Origin of the sequence: Paracoccus sp. DMF, assembly GCF_004407025.1 — a bacterium.
In the GTDB taxonomy this organism is placed as follows: domain Bacteria; phylum Pseudomonadota; class Alphaproteobacteria; order Rhodobacterales; family Rhodobacteraceae; genus Paracoccus; species Paracoccus aminovorans_B.
Window position 1 is genome coordinate 62311 of the sequence record NZ_SOKV02000012.1, and the last position, 16799, is coordinate 79109.

The 16799-nt window shown below is 69.1% G+C and carries 18 protein-coding genes; 11 read left to right on the forward strand and 7 right to left on the reverse strand.

The features are described from left to right. Positions 1-411 carry an Hsp20 family protein gene (locus E3D03_RS09280; protein WP_263566720.1) on the reverse strand — a complete coding sequence of 137 codons (411 nt, stop codon included), beginning with the start codon at positions 409-411 and terminating at the stop codon, positions 1-3. A 185-nt stretch (positions 412-596) separates the two neighbouring features. Between E3D03_RS09280 and E3D03_RS09285 the strand changes: the two genes are divergently transcribed. From E3D03_RS09285 to E3D03_RS09295, 3 genes are read left to right on the forward strand one after another with little or no spacing between them, the layout of a single operon-like run. Further along, on the forward strand, positions 597-815 hold the full coding sequence (locus tag E3D03_RS09285; RefSeq protein WP_018000856.1) for a YdcH family protein: 219 nt from the start codon (positions 597-599) through the stop codon (positions 813-815). 45 nt (positions 816-860) lie between these two features. Further along, positions 861-1349 (forward strand): 5-(carboxyamino)imidazole ribonucleotide mutase, encoded by a 489-nt coding sequence (gene purE, locus E3D03_RS09290; RefSeq protein ID WP_263566721.1) that lies wholly within the window; start codon positions 861-863, stop codon positions 1347-1349. Then, positions 1342-2385, forward strand: a complete 1044-nt coding sequence (locus E3D03_RS09295) for a 5-(carboxyamino)imidazole ribonucleotide synthase (protein ID WP_263566722.1) — start codon at positions 1342-1344, stop codon at positions 2383-2385. Before purE ends, E3D03_RS09295 begins: the two co-directional genes overlap by 8 nt. On the opposite strand, the gene cobD is transcribed toward E3D03_RS09295, so the two are convergent. Further along, entirely contained in the window at positions 2382-3332 is a 951-nt protein-coding gene (gene cobD, locus E3D03_RS09300; protein WP_263566723.1) for a threonine-phosphate decarboxylase CobD, read from the reverse strand. The genes E3D03_RS09295 and cobD overlap by 4 nt on opposite strands. A 216-nt stretch (positions 3333-3548) precedes the next feature. Between cobD and E3D03_RS09305 the strand changes: the two genes are divergently transcribed. Genes E3D03_RS09305 through E3D03_RS09320 form a run of 4 tightly spaced genes read left to right on the forward strand, consistent with a single transcriptional unit; the run spans position 3549 to position 6861 of the window. Continuing rightward, positions 3549-4049, forward strand: coding sequence for a YbjN domain-containing protein (locus E3D03_RS09305; protein WP_263566724.1), 501 nt, complete (start codon positions 3549-3551; stop codon positions 4047-4049). A 38-nt stretch (positions 4050-4087) separates the two neighbouring features. After that, entirely contained in the window at positions 4088-4891 is an 804-nt protein-coding gene (gene proC / locus E3D03_RS09310) for a pyrroline-5-carboxylate reductase (protein WP_263566725.1), read from the forward strand. Positions 4892-4904: 13 nt separating this feature from the next. After that, complete coding sequence (locus E3D03_RS09315) at positions 4905-5855, forward strand: 2-hydroxyacid dehydrogenase (RefSeq protein ID WP_263566726.1); 951 nt, start codon at positions 4905-4907, stop codon at positions 5853-5855. A gap of 46 nt (positions 5856-5901) precedes the next feature. Then, a complete protein-coding gene (locus E3D03_RS09320) occupies positions 5902-6861 on the forward strand; it encodes a magnesium transporter CorA family protein (protein ID WP_263566727.1) in 960 nt (319 codons plus the stop codon). Here E3D03_RS09320 and E3D03_RS09325 read toward each other — a convergent pair. Next, positions 6858-7532: a DUF1045 domain-containing protein gene (locus tag E3D03_RS09325; RefSeq protein WP_263566728.1), complete on the reverse strand. Its 675-nt coding sequence runs from the start codon at positions 7530-7532 to the stop codon at positions 6858-6860. The two genes, E3D03_RS09320 and E3D03_RS09325, sit on opposite strands and share 4 nt — an antisense overlap. A gap of 85 nt (positions 7533-7617) precedes the next feature. On the opposite strand from E3D03_RS09325, the gene E3D03_RS09330 reads away from it, so the two are divergent. Then, entirely contained in the window at positions 7618-8688 is a 1071-nt protein-coding gene (locus tag E3D03_RS09330; protein WP_263566729.1) for a DUF475 domain-containing protein, read from the forward strand. A gap of 239 nt (positions 8689-8927) precedes the next feature. Here E3D03_RS09330 and E3D03_RS09335 read toward each other — a convergent pair whose 3' ends face one another. The 3 genes from E3D03_RS09335 to cobT form a co-directional block, all read right to left on the reverse strand. After that, the gene (locus E3D03_RS09335; RefSeq protein WP_263566730.1) at positions 8928-10745 is read right to left on the reverse strand and encodes an aminopeptidase P family protein; all 1818 of its coding nucleotides are present in this window, start codon (positions 10743-10745) and stop codon (positions 8928-8930) included. 42 nt (positions 10746-10787) lie between these two features. Further along, positions 10788-12053, reverse strand: coding sequence for an exopolysaccharide biosynthesis GT4 family glycosyltransferase EpsE (gene epsE, locus E3D03_RS09340; RefSeq protein WP_263566731.1), 1266 nt, complete (start codon positions 12051-12053; stop codon positions 10788-10790). A gap of 81 nt (positions 12054-12134) precedes the next feature. Further along, positions 12135-13997: a cobaltochelatase subunit CobT gene (gene cobT / locus E3D03_RS09345; RefSeq protein WP_263566732.1), complete on the reverse strand. Its 1863-nt coding sequence runs from the start codon at positions 13995-13997 to the stop codon at positions 12135-12137. A 76-nt stretch (positions 13998-14073) separates the two neighbouring features. Here cobT and E3D03_RS09350 point away from each other — a divergent pair, with 76 nt between their 5' ends. Together E3D03_RS09350 and E3D03_RS09355 are read left to right on the forward strand one after the other, a co-directional pair. Beyond that, the gene (locus E3D03_RS09350) at positions 14074-14271 is read left to right on the forward strand and encodes a type II toxin-antitoxin system HicA family toxin (protein ID WP_198019311.1); all 198 of its coding nucleotides are present in this window, start codon (positions 14074-14076) and stop codon (positions 14269-14271) included. Continuing rightward, entirely contained in the window at positions 14268-14660 is a 393-nt protein-coding gene (locus tag E3D03_RS09355) for a type II toxin-antitoxin system HicB family antitoxin (RefSeq protein ID WP_263566733.1), read from the forward strand. The genes E3D03_RS09350 and E3D03_RS09355 overlap by 4 nt, the downstream gene beginning before the upstream one ends. On the opposite strand, the gene cobS is transcribed toward E3D03_RS09355, so the two are convergent. Next, a complete protein-coding gene (gene cobS / locus E3D03_RS09360; RefSeq protein WP_018000870.1) occupies positions 14657-15631 on the reverse strand; it encodes a cobaltochelatase subunit CobS in 975 nt (324 codons plus the stop codon). The genes E3D03_RS09355 and cobS overlap by 4 nt on opposite strands. A gap of 135 nt (positions 15632-15766) precedes the next feature. Here cobS and E3D03_RS09365 point away from each other — a divergent pair, with 135 nt between their 5' ends. Further along, positions 15767-16735 carry a DUF808 domain-containing protein gene (locus tag E3D03_RS09365; protein WP_263566734.1) on the forward strand — a complete coding sequence of 323 codons (969 nt, stop codon included), beginning with the start codon at positions 15767-15769 and terminating at the stop codon, positions 16733-16735. The last annotated feature ends 64 nt before the right edge of the window (positions 16736-16799 follow it).

Here is a 16799-nt window from a genome sequence, read left to right on the forward strand (position 1 = left end):
TCACTTGCGGCTGATCGGTATGGTCTGGACGATGCTGTCGGGCACCGCGCGGCGCAGGTCTATGTCCAGGAGCCCGTTTTCCAGCCGGGCGTCCATCACCTCGACGCCATCGGCCAGCACGAAGCTGCGCTGGAAGGCACGGGCGGCGATGCCCCGGTGCAGGAACACCCGCTCATCCTCGGGTTCGGCCTGGCGGCCGCGAATCACCAGCTGGCGATCCTCGAGCGTAATGGCCAGGTCGTCCTCGGAAAAACCGGCGACGGCCAGGGTGATGCGGAAGCCGTTCGGCCCCTGGTGTTCGATATTGTAGGGCGGATAGCCCTCGGCGCCCTTGGCGGCGCGTTCGGCCAGGCGCTCCAACTGGTCGAACCCCAGCAGGAACGGATGAGCGGCCAGACTGATCTTGGTCATTCGCCAAGCCCTTTACATCAAAGCGACTGTCGGCCGGACCCCGGAACGGCGATCCGGCAGGACCAATATGTGAACGCGGCGGCCTGTCCGCAAGGGGCAGTGCCCGCGTTAACCCCGATTGGCAAAGCCATTAACACCGCGGTATCGGTGCGTTATAACCAATCGAGTCCAGCCCGAGGCCCGACATGAACGCCCAACACGAGATGTCCCACGAAGAGATCGCGCGCGCCCGGCTCGAGGTGCTTCGTCGCGAACATCGCGACCTGGACGAGGCCATCGCCGCGCTGGTCAGCCAGTCGCTGACCCATTCGCTGACGCTGCAGCGGCTGAAGAAGCAGAAGCTGGTGCTGAAGGACCGCATCGCCCGGCTCGAGGACGAGCTGACCCCCGACATCATCGCCTGATTGCATCCCGGCCCTGCCCGCGCTAGGGCGGGAAAAAAGGGGGCGATGATGGAAAAACCCGTCGGAATCATCATGGGCAGCCAGTCCGACTGGCCCACCATGCGCGAGGCGGCCGCGATCCTGGACGAGCTGGGCATCGGCTACGAGGCGCGCATCGTCAGCGCCCATCGCACGCCCGACAGGCTGTGGGATTACGGCAAGACGGCGGTGGCGCGGGGCCTGCGGGTCATCATCGCCGGCGCCGGCGGGGCGGCGCATCTGCCGGGCATGATGGCCAGCAAGACCCGGGTGCCGGTGATCGGCGTGCCGGTGCAGACCAAGGCGCTGTCCGGCGTCGATTCGCTTTATTCCATCCTGCAGATGCCCAAGGGCTATCCGGTCGCGACCATGGCGATCGGCGCCGCTGGCGCGGCCAATGCCGGGCTGATGGCGGCGGGCATCCTGGCGATTGCGGATCCCGATCTGGCGGCGCGGCTGGATGCCTGGCGCCAGGCGCTGAGCGATTCCATTCCCGAGGAGCCGAAAGATGAGTGAACTGCCGCAAGGATCGGTGATCGGCATCCTGGGCGGCGGCCAGCTGGGGCGGATGCTGTCCGTCGCGGCCAGTCGCCTCGGCTACCGCTGCCATGTCTACGAGCCGGGCGCGGCCCCCGCCGGCGACGTGGCGCATCGGGTGACGAATGCGCCCTATGAGGACGAGGCGGCGCTGCGGGCATTCGCCGACGCAGTCGATGTCATCACCTATGAATTCGAGAACGTGCCGACCTCGGCGCTGGACCTGCTGGAATCGCTGCGCCCGATCCGGCCCAATCGCCGGGCGCTGGCGGTGTCGCAGGACAGGCTGACCGAGAAGGATTTCCTGGCGGGCATCGGGCTGCGCACCGCGCCCTATCGCAATGTCGAAACCGAGGCCGATCTGCCCGCCGCGCTGGCGGCGCTGGGGGTGCCCGCGATCCTGAAGACCCGGCGCATGGGCTATGACGGCAAGGGCCAGGTCCGGTTTTCCGATGTGGGCCAGCGCGACTGGACGGGCGCGCCTTCGGTGCTGGAGGGGTTCGTGGAGTTCTCGGCCGAGATCAGCGTTATCGTCGCACGCGGCGCCGACGGCCAGGTCGCGGCCTATGATCCCGGCCTGAACGTGCATCGCGAGGGCATCCTGCGCACCACCACCGTGCCCTGCGGCCTGCCGGCCAGCCTGTTGACCGATGCGGTGCTGATGGCGGCGAAGATCGTCAATGCGCTGGATTATGTCGGCGTCATGGGTGTCGAGCTGTTCGTGACGCCGCAAGGGTTGGTGGTGAACGAGATCGCGCCGCGGGTGCATAACTCGGGGCATTGGACCCAGGCGGGCTGCGCCGTGGACCAGTTCGAGCAGCATATCCGCGCCGTTGCCGGCCTGCCGCTGGGCGACGGCCAGCGCTATGCCGATGTCGAGATGGAGAACCTGATCGGCGACGACATCCTGCGCCTGCCTGAACTGCTGAAGCGCCCGCGCACGCAGCTGCATCTTTACGGCAAGGGCGAGGCGCGCCCCGGTCGCAAGATGGGCCACGTCAACCGGCTGCTCTAAAGCGCCGCCGCCACGCGGTCGAATTCCTCGCGACTGCCGGGGATGCCGAGGCGGATCCAGCGCGGATGCCAGGGAAAGATCCGGCTCCAGATCCCGGCGCGGGCCAGCCGGCCCTGCGCCGCCGTGGCGTCGGGCGTCTGGTAGAGCCGGAACAGATGCGTGCCGCCGACCAGCGGCCAATGCGGCGTTACGATCTGGTCGAGATGCAGCGCCGCCTCGGAGAGCCAGGTCACGGTGTCGGCGTGCCAGGCGTCGTCCGCCAGCGCCTGGGTGCCGATCTGGATCGCCGGGCCCGAGACGCTCCAGGGTCCGGCGCGCTGCGCCAGCCGGGCCAGCAGGTCGGCCTCGCCCAGGGCAAAGCCCAGCCGCAGCCCGGCCAGGCCCCAGAACTTGCCGAACGAGCGCAGCACGGTCACATTCGCCGGCCGTCGGCCTGCGACCGACAGGTCGGGCCGGGCATCGGCAAAGCTTTCGTCCACCACCAGATGCGTGACCATGCCGGCGATCTCGGCGATCTCGGCGGGGGTGAAGCTGCGCCCGTCCGGATTGTTCGGGTTCACGATCACCGCGAGATTGGCGGCGGCCAGCCGCAGCGGGTCGGTGACCTGCTGCACCTGCCAGCCGGCGGCGGCAAGGCTGGCCGCGTGTTCGTTATAGGTCGGCGACAGCACCGCCGCGCGATGGCCCATCAGCACATGCGGCAGAAGCTGGATCGCCGCCGAGGCGCCGGCGAGCGCCAGCACCTGATCCGCCGGGCAGCCGAATCGGCCGGCGGCCGCGGCGTGCAGCGCGGTCCTGTCGGCCTCGGTCGGCAGCGCCGTCAGGGCATGGGCGGAGAGCGGTCCGGCCGGCCAGGGCCGGCGGTTGATCCCGGTCGACAGGTCGATCCAGTCGCCCCCGCCAAAGCGGCCCGCCGCCCGGTCGATGTCGCCGCCATGGTCCCGCATCCGTCGCCCTCCCGCCGTTTCCGGCGCCGGTTGAAGCCCGGCCGCGTGCTGGGGTCAAGCGCCGGCCCGGCACCGGTAACGGAATTTTCGCTTTACACCCTCATGGAACCGCACCACGATATATGGTGGGCGCACCGGGCAAGGCACGCCGGGTGTAGTCCGGGCCACAAAGGGTTGGGGATAACTCTGACCCGCAGTCAGGCAGGGGGACAGGACATGGCACAGTTGGATTTCATCCACAGCGAGGACATCCATCCCATCGATATCGTCGAGACGGTCGCCGCCCATCACGCATGGGATTTCGACCGGCTGGCCGAGGACCAGATCGCCATGGCGGTCGAGGGGCAATGGCGCAGCTATTCCATCACCCTGGCCTGGTCGGGCCGCGACGAGGTGCTGCGGCTGATCTGCACCTTCGACATGGACCCGCCGGCCGAGAAGCTGCCGGCGCTCTACGAGGTGCTGAACCTGGCCAACGACCAGGTCTGGGACGGCGGCTTCACCTTCTGGGCGCCGCAGAAGCTGATGGTCTGGCGTTACGGCCTGGTGCTGGCCGGCGAGGCCATCGCCCTGCCGTCGCAGATCGACCAGATGATCCGCAACGCGGTCGAGAATGCCGAGCGCTTCTATCCCTGTTTCCAGCTGGCCTGCTGGGGCGATGCCTCGCCCGAGGCGGCCATGGACATCGCCCTGTCCGAGGCCTACGGTCGCGCCTGATTTTCGCCGCGAGGCGCGGGGCAGGCAGGGGGCAGGGCATGGATTTTTCGGATGTGAACGCGCGCGGGCTGGTGCTGGTCGGCTGCGGCCGCATGGGCGGCGCGCTGCTGGACGGCTGGCTGAAGAACGGGCTCGCGGCGGGTTCGGTGCATGTGCTGGACCCGAATCCCCGGGCGGAACTGTCGGATCTGGGTATTTCCGTAAACGGAAAGTTGCCGGAGCACCCCGCCGTGCTGGTGATCGCCGTGAAGCCGCAGATGATGGCGGATGTGCTGCCGCGCCTGGCGGTCGGGGCCGATACGCTGGTCGTCTCGGTCGCGGCGGGGGTGACGATCGCCGCCTATGAGGCGGCGTTTCCGGCATCGAGCGTGGTGCGGGCGATGCCGAACACCCCGGCGGCCATCGGCCAGGGCATCACCGCGATCATCGGCAACGCCAAGGCCGGCCCGGCGCAGATGGACCTGGCCGAGGCGCTGATGGGCGCGGTCGGCCGCGTGGTGCGGCTTCAGGACGAATCGCAGATGGATGCGGTGACGGCGCTGTCGGGTTCGGGCCCGGCCTATGTCTTTCACATGATCGAGGCCATGGCGGCGGCCGGCGTGGCCGAGGGCCTGTCGCCCGAGCTGTCGCTGGCGCTGGCACGCGCCACCGTCGCCGGCGCCGGCGCCCTGGCCGTGGCCGAGGACCAGGATCCCGCCAAGCTGCGCGAGAACGTCACCTCGCCCGGCGGCACCACGGCGGCGGGACTGCGCGAGCTGATGGACGCCGAGACCGGCTTGCCGCCGCTGATGCGCCGCACCGTGGCCGCCGCCGCGGCGCGCGGCCGCGAACTGGGGAAGTGAGGGGGACAGGTCGATGAAACTTCTGGTGACGCGCCGCATGACCGATGCGGCGGAACAGGCGCTGAAGGCGCGGTTCGAAACCACGATCCTGGACCGCGACACCGGCTTTTCGCCCGAGGAGGCGGCGCAGGCGCTGGCCGATTACGACGCGATCGTGCCGACGCTGGGCGACCGCTTCATCGCCGAGGCCTTCGTCCAGGCGCCGCGCTGTCGCCTGCTGGCGAATTTCGGCGCCGGCTACAACCACATCGACGTGGCCGCCGCCGCCGCGGCCGGGGTCGCCGTGACCAATACCCCCGACGCGGTGACCGAGGCCACCGCCGACATCGCCCTGACGCTGATCCTGATGACCGCCCGCCGCGCCGGCGAGGGCGAGCGGCTGTTGCGGCGCGGCGCCTGGACCGGCTGGCAGCCGACGCAGCTTCTGGGCCGGCATGTCTCGGGCAAGACCGTGGGCATCATCGGCATGGGCCGGATCGGCAAGGCCATCGCCCGGCGCTGCCATTTCGGTTTTGGCATGGAGGTGGTGTTCCACAACCGCTCGGCCGTCTCGGCGCTGGATTTCCCGGCGCGGCAGGTCGGCGACCTGGACGAGCTGCTGGCGCTGTCGGATTTCGCCGTGGTGGCGGTGCCGGGCGGCGCCGGCACGCGGCACCTGATCGGCGCGTCCGAACTCGAGCGGCTGGGGCCGCGCGGCATCCTGGTCAATATCGCCCGCGGCGACGTGGTCCATGAGGCGGCCCTGGTCGAGGCGCTGGCGGCGGGCCGCATCGGTGGCGCCGGGCTCGACGTCTATGAGTTCGAGCCGAAGGTGGCGCCCGAACTTTGCACCATGGAGAACGTCACCCTGCTGCCGCATCTGGGCACCGCTGCCGAAGAGGTGCGCACCGCGATGGCCATGCGGGCGATGAACAATCTGCTGGCCTTCGACGAGGGCAGGGCGCTGCCCGACCGGGTGAACTGACCCGGCCGGCCGGCGCTTTCACCTTGGGCGCGAAGGGGTTCGACGGATGCTTTACAGCCATATCAGTCGGGGCGCCGGGCTTTTGCCGCTGCCCGAGGGCGCGCCCCTGGACGAGGCGCTGTGGATCGACCTCTACCGGCCGCTCGATTCCCAGGTTCGCGCGGTCGCGGCGCTGGGATACGAGATCCCGACCCTGGCCGACATGGAAGAGATCGAGATCTCGAACCGGCTCTACACCGACAACGGCACCATCTACATGACCGCCGTGCTGCCGGGGCAACTGCCGGACGGCACCCAGGTCGCCATGCCGGTCAGCTTCATCGTCGACGCGCACCGGCTGGTCACCGTGCGCCACCACGCCCCGCGCCCCTTCGAGACCTTCCCGACCCGCGCCGACCGCTCGAGCAGCGGCTGCGGCTCGCCGGCGCGGGTCTTCCTGGGGCTGATCGAGGAGATCATCGGCCGGCTCGCCGACCTGTCCGAGGGCGTGGCGCGCGCGCTGGACGCGACGGCGGCCAAGGTGCTGACCATGACCGCGGCCGGCGATGCGGCGTCGCTGCAGGTCTCGCTGGTGACGGTGGGTCAGCAGGCCGAGCTGATGAGCCGGGTGCGCATGGGCCTGTTGTCGATGGACCGCATCCTCGCCTATCACGCGGCGAATTCGGCGCATCAGCCGGAAAGCAGCCGCCTGCGGCCGCAGCATGCCGCGCTGCAACGCGACATCCAGGCGCTGGAGGTGCATGCCGATTTCCTGGGCTCGCGCATCGCCATGACGGTGGATGCGACCATGGGCATGATCGGCTTGCAACAGAACGACCGGGTGCGGATCCTGTCGGTGGTGGCGGCGCTGTTCCTGCCGCCGACGCTGATCGCCAGCATCTACGGCATGAACTTCACCCATATGCCTGAGTTGGAGCTCGACTGGGGTTTTCCCATGGCGCTGGGGCTGATGGTCGGCTCGGCCGTCGTCACCTTCCTGGTGCTGAAGTGGAAAAACTGGCTTTAGCCACGCAAGGGCACGTCCTCGACCAGGTGGAAGAAACCGTCCTCGGCCTCGCCCATCAGCGCCACCGCCTCGACCGGCATGGGCCGGGCGATCAGCGGCGCCAGATGCGGCGCCAGGGCCAGGCGCAGCGCCTCGGCCTGGGGCAGGGCCAGTTGGTTCGAGAGCGTCAGGTGATACTGGAACATGTCCAGCACGAAGGGATAGCCCCAATGGTCCAGATGCGCGCGGGCCTGCGGCGGCAGGGCGTCCGGGTTGCGGCGGTCGCGCTCGGCCCCGGTCAGGGGCGCGCGAAAGGCGTCGAGCCGCGTCACCAGCGCCGATTCCAGCGCCAGCAGTTCGGGCGGCTGCTGGCGCGGGCGCAGCGCGAGGAAGCCCCAGTCGATGCGCGGCTCCAGATCCAGCGCAAAGGGTGCCAGGTGGTCGCAGGCCAGCCGCAGGGCCAGGGCCAGCTCCTCGGGCCCGCGGCCTTCGGCCAGCCGGAACGGCGCCTTCAGCGTGGCGTGAAAGCCATAGCGGCGCGGCACCTCGGTCAGAGTCTCGGCCTCGGGCGGCAGGCCGTCCGGGCGCAGATGCACCAGGCCGTGGCGCGCATCCCAGCCCAGCCAAGCGCTGCCGAAATCGCCAAGCGCACCGCCGGGCAGGTGATAGACCGCATAGCGCCGGAACCGCATCGAGCACCTCCAAAGCGGGCCTTGCCTTGCCCGCCGTTGTGGCAGAGCCTATGACTTGGCCAACCGCCGCACAAGGACAGCCCGGATGAGATCGACCCTCAGCTACATGACCTGGCCCTTCATCGTGACCGGCATCGGCCTGGCGCTGGCAGCGGCCTTGGGCTGGCAATACAGCGGCACCGGCACGGGCGCGCTGGGCTTCTTCCTGATCGCGGCCATCCTCGCGGTGCTGGAAATCTCGCTGTCCTTCGACAATGCCATCGTGAACGCGCAGAAGCTGAAGCAGATGACGCCGAAATGGCAGCACCGCTTCCTGACCTGGGGCATCGTCATCGCGGTCTTCGGCATGCGAGTGATCTTTCCGCTGCTCGTCGTCGTCATCGCCGCCCGCCTCGCGCCATGGCAGGCGCTGCGCCTGGCCGCGACCCGGCCGCAGGAATATTCCGAGATCATCCACCAGGCGCATCTGCCCATCGCGGCCTTCGGCGGCGCCTTCCTGATGCTGGTGGCGCTGAACTATTTCTTCGACGAGGCCAAGGATGTCGACTGGATCAAGGGCGTCGAATCCTTCCTGCGCCGCCTGGGCGAGATCCGCGGCATGGAGATCGGCTTCGTGCTGATCTGCATGCTGGCGATCCTGCACTGGCTGCCCGATGCCAGCGAACATACCTTCATCATCGCGGCGATCTGGGGCGTCATCACCTATCTCGGCGTCGACATGCTGGGCCATGTGCTGGACCGCTGGGGCGGCGGGCCGACCTCGGGCGACATGGCGCGCGGCGGCCTCGGCGCCTTCCTCTATCTCGAGGTGCTGGATGCCTCCTTCAGCTTCGACGGCGTGATCGGCGCCTTTGCCCTGACGCAGAACCTGTTCCTGATCGCCATCGGCCTGGGCATCGGCGCGATGTATGTGCGCTCGATGACGGTGATGCTGGTCGAGCGCGGCACGCTGGCCGCCTTTCGCTATCTCGAGCACGGCGCCTTCTGGTCGATCCTGGTGCTCTCGGTGCTGATGTTCGTCCAGACCCTGCGCCCGATCCCCGAGGCCGTGACCGGCCTTCTGGGCGCCTGCTTTATCGGCATGGCCTTCATCAGCTCGGTGGCCTGGCGCCGCCGCCACCCGCAGGCCGCCCGGGAAAGCCTCGACGAAGACTGAGCCGAGGGGTCCAGCACCCCACCTCGGCCTTCTTTGCTCCCCCAAATACCCCGGCAACCGCGCCACCCGCCGGGCGGCGCCGGGTTAGCCCCTGCCGCTTCACCGTTTTCCAAATACTCCTGTGGCCGCGCCCGGATGCGCTGTCGCAGGGGTATTTCAGGAGCAAAGAAATCGTGCCGTCCGGCCTCGGCGCCGGCGGAGTATTTGAAAAACGGTGAAAGCGCCAGGCCGGGCGGCCGTCAGGCGCTGGCGCCCAGCGGCCGGGTCGCCAGATAGAGCCAGTCGCGGGTGGCCTCCGGGACCAGCGGCGCGATCTTGTCGAAGACCTCGGCGTGATAGGCGTCGAGCCAGGCGCGCTCGTCCTGCGACAGCAGCGCGGGGTCGATCAGCCGGCGGTCGATCGGGGCAAAGGTCAGGGTCTCGAAGCCCAGCATGGCGCGGCCGTCGGCGCTTTCGCGCGGCTCGACCACGATCAGGTTCTCGATGCGGATGCCGAATGCGCCCTCGCGGTAATAGCCGGGCTCGTTCGACAGGATCATGCCGGCGGCCAGCGGGATCTCGGAGATGCGCGAGATCCGCACCGGCCCCTCGTGCACCGACAGGCCCGCGCCGACGCCGTGGCCGGTGCCGTGGTCGTAGTCCATGCCCTCGGACCAGAGCGGCGCGCGCGCCAGCGCGTCGATGTGGCAGCCCGCGACCCCTTGCGGAAATTGCACCCGCGACACCGCGATCATGCCTTGCAGCACCCGTGTATAGGGCCGGCGCACGGCGGCATCGACCGGACCCATCGGCAGGGTGCGGGTGATGTCGGTGGTGCCCATGGCATATTGGCCGCCGGAATCGACCAGCAGCACCTGGCCGGGCAGGATGCGCAGGTCGCTGGCGCGGCTGACATGGTAATGCGGGATCGCGGCATGCGGCCCGGTGGCCGCGATGGTGTCGAAGCTGATGTCGAGGATGCCGCGCGCCCGGCGCAGCGCCTCGAGCTTTTCCGCGACGCCGATCTCGGTCAGCGGTTGCTCGTCCAGCTGCGGGGCGCGGCTGTCGAGCCAATGCAGCAGTTCGGTCACCGCCGCGCCGTCCAGCAGATGCGCCTCGCGCATGCCGGCGATCTCGGCCGGGTTCTTCTGCGCCTTCGGCAGGATGACCGGGTCGGGGCCTTCGGCGATGGGGGTGTTCATGCTTTCGATCAGCGTGAAGACCTGGTCCGGCGCGCTGGCCGGATCGACCCGGACGGGACCGGAGAGATTGGTCAGCGCCGGGATCAGCGCCTCGGGCGGCAGGACCGAGACCGCGTTGCCAAGCGCCGCCCGCACCTCGGCGCCGAATTTCGCCGGATTGGCGAAGACCGCGACATGGCCGTTGTCCTCGATGATGGCGAAGCCCTGCACCACCGGGTTCCTGGGCACGTCCGCGCCGCGGATGTTCAGAAGCCAGCTCAGCGAGTCGGGCAGGGTCAGCACCGCCGCGCGCTGGCCCGCCGCGCGCAGGCCGGCGGCGATGCGGGCGCGCTTGTCGGCGGCGCTTTCGCCCGCCACGGCATCGGGCCACAGCCGCACCGCGCCCACCGGCGGCTCGGGCTGGCCCTGCCAGATCGCATCGACCGGATTGTGCTCGACCGCGATCAGTGCGATGCCCGAGCCGGCCAGGCCCTGTTCCAGCGTGCGGATCTCGGCGCGGCTGTGCAGCCAGGGGTCATAGCCGATGCGGCCGCCCTCGGGCAGGGCGTCGCGCAGCCAGGCGGCGGGCTTCGTCTCGGGCCAGGGCACCGGGATGAAGGCGGCGGCGTCGACCTCGGCCTTGACCTGCACGCGGTAGCGGCCGTCGATGAAGACGCCGGCGCGGTCCGGGGTGACGATGCAGAAGCCCGCGCTGCCGGTGAAGCCGGTCAGCCAGGCCAGCCGCGCGTCCCGGGCCGCGACATATTCGCCCTGATGCGCATCGGCGCGCGGCACCAGGAAGCCGTCGAGCGCGCGCGCCGCCAGTTCGCGCCGCAGCGCCTCCAGCCGGGGCGGATGCAGGGCCGGGTTGGAATCGCTGTCATAGGTCTGAAACATGGGGTTGTCCTGGGGCTGTCCTGTCGTCTTGGCCTGCCCGTCTTACCCCCGCGCGGGGCTGCGTTCCAGCGCCTCGCGCGCGCCCGGCACGGTGCGGGCCAGCCCGTCGGCCACCGCCTCGGCGCTGCGGCGGTGGTGGAACTCGGCCGCGACCTTGGCGCGCGAGGCTTGCGCCAGCCGGCGCGCACCCTCGGGGTCGGCGTAAAGCCCGGCGATCGCCTCGGCCATCACCTCGGGCGCCTCGGCCGGCACCAGGATCGCGTCCTGCCCCGAGGCGATCAGCTCATGATTGCCACCGACATCGGTGACGACCACCGGCATTTCCATCGCCATCGCCTCCATGATCGCGACCGAGATGCCCTCGTTCAGGCTGGCGAGAGCAAAGACATGCGCACGCTCCAACCCCGCGCGCACCCGGTCCTCGCTGACCGCGCCCAGAAGCGTGACGGCATCGCCGAGGCCCTTCTCGGCGATCAGCGCGTCGAGATGGCGGTGGTAGCCGCTGCCGCCCTGTTCATCCTCGCCGGCGATGTCCAGCCGCGCGTCGATGCCTTGCGCGCGCAAGATCTCGACCGTGCGGATCAGGTGGTCGTGGCCCTTGACCGCGTTCAGCCGGCCGCAAGAGAAAAGGCGCAGCGGCTCGCCCGGCGCCGGCGGCTGCCAGGGCGCGGCGCGGCGGATCTGCGACAGGTCCACCCCCATCGGCGCGATATTCACCACCGCCGGCAGGTCCGGGCCGATGTCGCGCTGCGCCACGCCCATCAGCAGGCGTGAGATGATGGTCGCGAAACGGGCATGGCGCCATTTCTGGCGCTGGTTCGGGCCGTAGCCCTCCAAGGTCGGGCCGTGCAGCGTCAGGCTGTAGCTGGGGCCGCCCAGGCGCTCGGCGAACATGGCGATGTTCAGGCTGTCGGCGCAGCTGTGGACATGGACATGGCTCCAGCCCTGCTCGCGGGCGATGCGTTTCAGCCGCGCGCCCATGGCGAGCAGCGCCAGCATCCGCGCCCGGCCCTTCAGCCCCGGCGCCTCGGCCGTCAGCGCCGCGCCGAAGCCACGCGCCCAGCCGCCGGGCCCCGAGCGCAGGAACTCCGTCACGATTCCCAGCGCACCGCCCTGCAGCGGCATCAGATAGCGCGTCCGCCCCTGCGCCTCGGCGGCCCAGGCATGCGAGGCGACCTTGCGCGGCGGCGGCCGGGTCGAGACCAGGTCGGCCTCGATCCCCAGTTCGGCCAGCGCCTGCCGCTCGCGCCACAGGAAGATATGCGTCTGGCCCGGAAACTCGGGGATGAAGAAACCAATCTTGAGCACCTGAAAACCCGCAACAATACCCGTCCCGGAGGAGTGGTCGCACGGGACGGGGGCGCAATCAAGCAGGCGGAAAGGACAGGCTCAGCCGGCCCGGCGCAGGTTCATGGCCCGGGCGCGCTTGCGCGGGTCGCTTTCGAACAGCGCGGCCAACTGCTCGGTCATGGCGCCGGCCAGCTGCTCGGCATCGGTGATGGTGACGGCGCGCTGGTAATAGCGCGTCACGTCATGGCCGATGCCGATGGCCAAGAGTTCCACATGCTTCTTCTTCTCGATCATGGCGATCACGTCGCGCAGGTGCTTTTCCAGGAAGTTCGCCGGGTTGACCGACAGCGTCGAATCGTCCACCGGCGCCCCGTCCGAGATCACCATCAGGATCCGGCGCTGCTCGGGCCGCCGCACCAGCCGGCGATGCGCCCATTCCAGCGCCTCGCCGTCGATGTTTTCCTTCAGGAGCCCCTCTTTCATCATCAGGCCCAGGTTCGGCCGCACCCGCCGCCAGGGCGCATCGGCGCCCTTGTAGATGATATGGCGCAGGTCGTTCAGCCGCCCCGGCTGCGCCGGCCGCCCGGCCGCCAGCCATTTCTCGCGGCTCTGCCCGCCCTTCCAGGCCCGGGTGGTGAAGCCCAGGATCTCGACCTTGACCTGGCTGCGCTCCAGCGTCCGCGCCAGCACATCGGCGCAGATCGCGGCGATGCTGATCGGCCGGCCGCGCATCGAGCCCGAGTTGTCCAGAAGCAGCGTCACCACCGTGTCGCGGAACTCGGTGTCCTTCTCGACCTTGAAGCTCAGCGGCGTCGTGGGGTTCGCCACCACGCGCGCCAGGCGCCCGGCATCCAGCACGCCCTCTTCCTTGTCGAACTCCCAGCTGCGGCTCTGCTGCGCCTGCAAGCGGCGCTGCAGCTTGTTCGCCAGGCGCGAGACCGCGCCGCGCAGCGGCTCCAACTGCTTGTCGAGATAGGCGCGCAGCCGCTCCAGCTCGGCCGGGTCGGCCAGGTCCTCGGCGCGGATCTCCTCGTCGAATTCCTGGGTATAGACCTTGTAGTCGGGGCTCGCGTCGCTGACCGGAGGCGGCAGGTCGGGCGGCGTGTCGGCCTCGGACATCTCGGCCTCGTCGGCCATTTCCTCGTCCGACTGGTCGTCCATGCTGACCTGGGCCTGACGCTCCTCCTGCGTCTGGTCCTGGCTGCGCTCGGGGCTGGCCTCGGCCTCGTCGTCGGGGTTCTGGTCGCGGGACTGGTTGTCGCCGGCCTCCTCGTCCTGTTCGGCACTCTCGTCGGATTCGTCCTCTTGCGGCTCGTCCGGGTCCTCGCCCAGCTGGTCGCCATAGCCGAGATCCGAGATCACCTTGCGCGCCAGCCGCGCGAAGGCGGCCTGGTCGGCCAGCACCTCGCGCACCTGGTCCAGATCGGCGCCGGCCTGTTCCTCGACGAAGGGGCGCCACAGGTCGGCGACATGCTGCGCCGGGCCGGGCAGGGTGCGGCCCGTCGCCGCCTGCCGCACCAGATAGCCCGCGGCGACGGCCAGCGGCGCATCGGCCGGGGCCTTGATCTGGCCATAGCCCTTGCGCTCGGCCTCCTGGCCCAGCTTGGCGTCGATGTTCGACAGCGCGCCGGGCATGTCGCGCGCACCCAGGGCTTCGCAGCGCGCCGTCTCCATCGCCTCGTAGAGGTCGCGCGCCATCGGCCCGGCCGGGACGTATTTCGCATGGGTCGAGGCGTCGTGGTGGCGCAGCCGCATCGCCAGCGCATCCGCCGTTCCGCGCGCCAGCAGCACCTCGTCGCGGGTCATGCGGCGGCTGACCTGCGGCAGGCGCATGGTGTCGCCGCTGACGCCCGAGGGGTCGGCGCTGAAGGTCACGTTCAGCTCGTGCTCCTCGGCCATGGCGCGGGTGGCCTCGGTCAGGGCCTTCTTGAACGGATCGGCGGGGTTGTCGGATTTTTTCATGACTCGTTTCTGGGACAGATTGTCGCCTCTGTCGAGAGGTCTTGACGGAAAGTGGCGTGCGCACATAAATACACATATGGAGATCCTGCGGAGCAGCCGGGACATTGTGAGACGGCTGGAGGCCGAGGGGTGGGCCCTGATCTCGATCAGGGGCTCGCATCACAAGTTCCGCAAGGATGCGCGGACAGTCATCGTGCCGCATCCGAAAAAGGATCTGCCGATTGGAACCGCGCGCAGCATCGCGCGCATGGCAGGCTGGCTGGAGGGCGAATGAAAACCTATCTTGCGCTGGTGGAAAAGGATGAGGACAGCGCCTTCGGCATCCGTTTTCCGGACCTGCCGGGCTGCTTTTCGGCTGCGGATGCCGAAAACGACATCCTGCCCAATGCGGTCGAGGCCATTGAATTGTGGTTCGAGGACCAGCCCGTTACGGCACCGGGGTCCTTGCGCGATATCGCCGCGGAATGCGCCGAGGAGCTGGCGGCAGGGGCATTTCTGATCGCCGTGCCGCATGTCAGGCGCAGCACGCGGCAGCGCCGGGTGAATGTCAGCCTGGATGCCGGGACGCTGGAGGCGATTGATACGGCGGCGGGTCAGTTGGGGCTGACCCGATCAGGTTTTCTGGCGATGGCGGCCCTGAACGAGATCAAGGGCGGGCATTAGCCCGCCTTGACCGCCGCGCTCTCCGGCAGTTCCTCGTCGAACAGGCGCTGGTAGAACTCGGCCACCGTCTGCCGCTCCAGCTCGTCGCATTTGTTCAGGAAGGTCAGCCGGAACGCATAGCCCACGTTGTCGCCGAAGATCCGCGCGTTCTGCGCCCAGGCGATCACCGTGCGCGGGCTCATCACCGTGGACAGGTCGCCCTGCATGAAGGCGGTCCGCGTCAGGTCGGCCAGCGTCACCATCTGGTTGATGATCTTGCGGCCCTTCTCGGTGTTGTAGGTCGGGTTCTTGGCCAGCACGATGGCGGCCTCGGCGTCATGCGACAGGTAGTTCAGCGTCGAGACCAGAGACCAGCGGTCCATCTGGCCCTGGTTGATCTGCTGCGTGCCGTGATAGAGGCCGGTCGTGTCGCCCAGGCCCACGGTGTTCGCCGTCGCGAACAGGCGGAAATAGGGGTTCGGCGTGATGACCTCGTTCTGGTCCAAGAGCGTCAGCTTGCCGTCGGCCTCCAGCACGCGCTGGATCACGAACATCACGTCGGCGCGGCCGGCGTCGTATTCGTCGAAGACGATGGCGGTCGGGTTGCGCAGCGCCCAAGGCAGGATGCCCTCGTGGAACACCGTGACCTGCTTGCCGTCCACCAGCTTGATCGCGTCCTTGCCGATCAGGTCGATGCGGCTGACGTGGCTGTCCAGGTTCACCCGCACGCAGGGCCAGTTCAGCCGCGCGGCGACCTGCTCGATATGGGTCGACTTGCCGGTGCCGTGATAGCCCTGGATCATCACCCGGCGGTTGTAGGCAAAGCCAGCCAGGATCGCCAGCGTGGTGTCCGGGTCGAACTTGTAGGTGGTGTCGATCTCGGGCACGCGGTCGGTGCGCTCGGCAAAGCCCTTGACCTTCATGTCGCTGTCAAGGCCGAAGACCTCGCGCAGGTCGATTTCCTCGGTCGGTTTCGCGTTCACGTCCAGCATGGTCTCGGCCCTTTCATCGCAACGGCGCCTAGATTGCGCATTCGCCGGGCATAAGCAAGCGGACATGCGGAACCGGCCTTGTCCTTGCCGGATTATCCCCGCAGTTTCGGCAGGCAGGATCAAAGGGGAAAACGGATGAGCGGACTTCTGGCGCTGCTGGACGACGTGGCGGGGATCGCCAAGATCGCGGCGGCTTCGGTCGACGACGTGGCCGGACAGGCGGCCAAGGCCGGGGCCAAGGCGGCGGGCGCGGTGATCGACGACGCGGCGGTGACGCCGAAATACGTGCACGGCTTTTCCGCCGCGCGCGAGGTGCCGATCGTCTGGAAGATCGCCCGCGGCTCGCTCTTCAACAAGCTGGTGGTCCTGCTGCCGATCGCGCTGCTGCTCTCGGCCTTCGCGCCCTGGCTCATCACGCCTTTGCTGATGATCGGCGGCGCCTATCTGTGCTTCGAGGGTGCCGAGAAGATCTTCCACGCGCTCGCCCACGACCACGGCAACGACTCGCACCTGACCGTGACGCCCGGGGGCGCCGCGGGCCTCGAGGAAGAGCGCGTCAGGGGTGCGATCAAGACCGATTTCATCCTCTCGGCCGAGATCATGACCATCGCCCTGGCCGCGATTCCGAACGGCGACGCGATCTGGATGAAGGCGCTGATCCTCGCCGTGGTGGCGGTGGGCATCACCGCCGCGGTTTACGGTTTCGTGGCGCTGATCGTGAAGGCCGACGACTTCGGCCTGCACCTGCACGAGCGCGGCGGCCCCACTGCGGCGCTGGGGCGCGGCATCGTGCATGTCATGCCGGGCTTCATGAAGGTGCTGACCGTGGTCGGCACCGCGGCGATGATCTGGGTCGGCGGCCAGATCGTCGTGCACGGGCTGCACGTGCTGGGCCAGCACCAGCCCTATGAATGGATCCACCACATGGCCGAGGCGGCCGCCCAGGCCGTGCCCGCCGCGCCCGGCGCCGCCGCCTGGGTGACCACCGCCTTCTTCGACGGCATCTTCGGGGTGATCCTGGGCATGATCCTGATCCCGGTCGCGCATTATGTCGTCTCGCCTGCCATCGGCGCGGTCAAGGGGCTGTTCGGCGCGCGGGCGTAAGGCGGCCCGTCTTGCCGTCGGTCGTCGGGCGGGACTATGACCTGCCCTATCAGTTCAGGAGGAG

Bases quoted from the DNA above. Each gene is read 5' to 3' on its own strand.
- E3D03_RS09280 (WP_263566720.1), bottom strand. From the start codon at position 411: ATGACCAAGATCAGTCTGGCCGCTCATCCGTTCCTGCTGGGGTTCGAC.
- E3D03_RS09285 (WP_018000856.1), top strand. From the start codon at position 597: ATGAACGCCCAACACGAGATGTCCCACGAAGAGATCGCGCGCGCCCGG.
- purE (WP_263566721.1), top strand. From the start codon at position 861: ATGATGGAAAAACCCGTCGGAATCATCATGGGCAGCCAGTCCGACTGG.
- E3D03_RS09295 (WP_263566722.1), top strand. From the start codon at position 1,342: ATGAGTGAACTGCCGCAAGGATCGGTGATCGGCATCCTGGGCGGCGGC.
- cobD (WP_263566723.1), bottom strand. From the start codon at position 3,332: ATGCGGGACCATGGCGGCGACATCGACCGGGCGGCGGGCCGCTTTGGC.
- E3D03_RS09305 (WP_263566724.1), top strand. From the start codon at position 3,549: ATGGCACAGTTGGATTTCATCCACAGCGAGGACATCCATCCCATCGAT.
- proC (WP_263566725.1), top strand. From the start codon at position 4,088: ATGGATTTTTCGGATGTGAACGCGCGCGGGCTGGTGCTGGTCGGCTGC.
- E3D03_RS09315 (WP_263566726.1), top strand. From the start codon at position 4,905: ATGAAACTTCTGGTGACGCGCCGCATGACCGATGCGGCGGAACAGGCG.
- E3D03_RS09320 (WP_263566727.1), top strand. From the start codon at position 5,902: ATGCTTTACAGCCATATCAGTCGGGGCGCCGGGCTTTTGCCGCTGCCC.
- E3D03_RS09325 (WP_263566728.1), bottom strand. From the start codon at position 7,532: ATGCGGTTCCGGCGCTATGCGGTCTATCACCTGCCCGGCGGTGCGCTT.
- E3D03_RS09330 (WP_263566729.1), top strand. From the start codon at position 7,618: ATGAGATCGACCCTCAGCTACATGACCTGGCCCTTCATCGTGACCGGC.
- E3D03_RS09335 (WP_263566730.1), bottom strand. From the start codon at position 10,745: ATGTTTCAGACCTATGACAGCGATTCCAACCCGGCCCTGCATCCGCCC.
- cobT (WP_263566732.1), bottom strand. From the start codon at position 13,997: ATGAAAAAATCCGACAACCCCGCCGATCCGTTCAAGAAGGCCCTGACC.
- E3D03_RS09350 (WP_198019311.1), top strand. From the start codon at position 14,074: ATGGAGATCCTGCGGAGCAGCCGGGACATTGTGAGACGGCTGGAGGCC.
- E3D03_RS09355 (WP_263566733.1), top strand. From the start codon at position 14,268: ATGAAAACCTATCTTGCGCTGGTGGAAAAGGATGAGGACAGCGCCTTC.
- cobS (WP_018000870.1), bottom strand. From the start codon at position 15,631: ATGCTGGACGTGAACGCGAAACCGACCGAGGAAATCGACCTGCGCGAG.
- E3D03_RS09365 (WP_263566734.1), top strand. From the start codon at position 15,767: ATGAGCGGACTTCTGGCGCTGCTGGACGACGTGGCGGGGATCGCCAAG.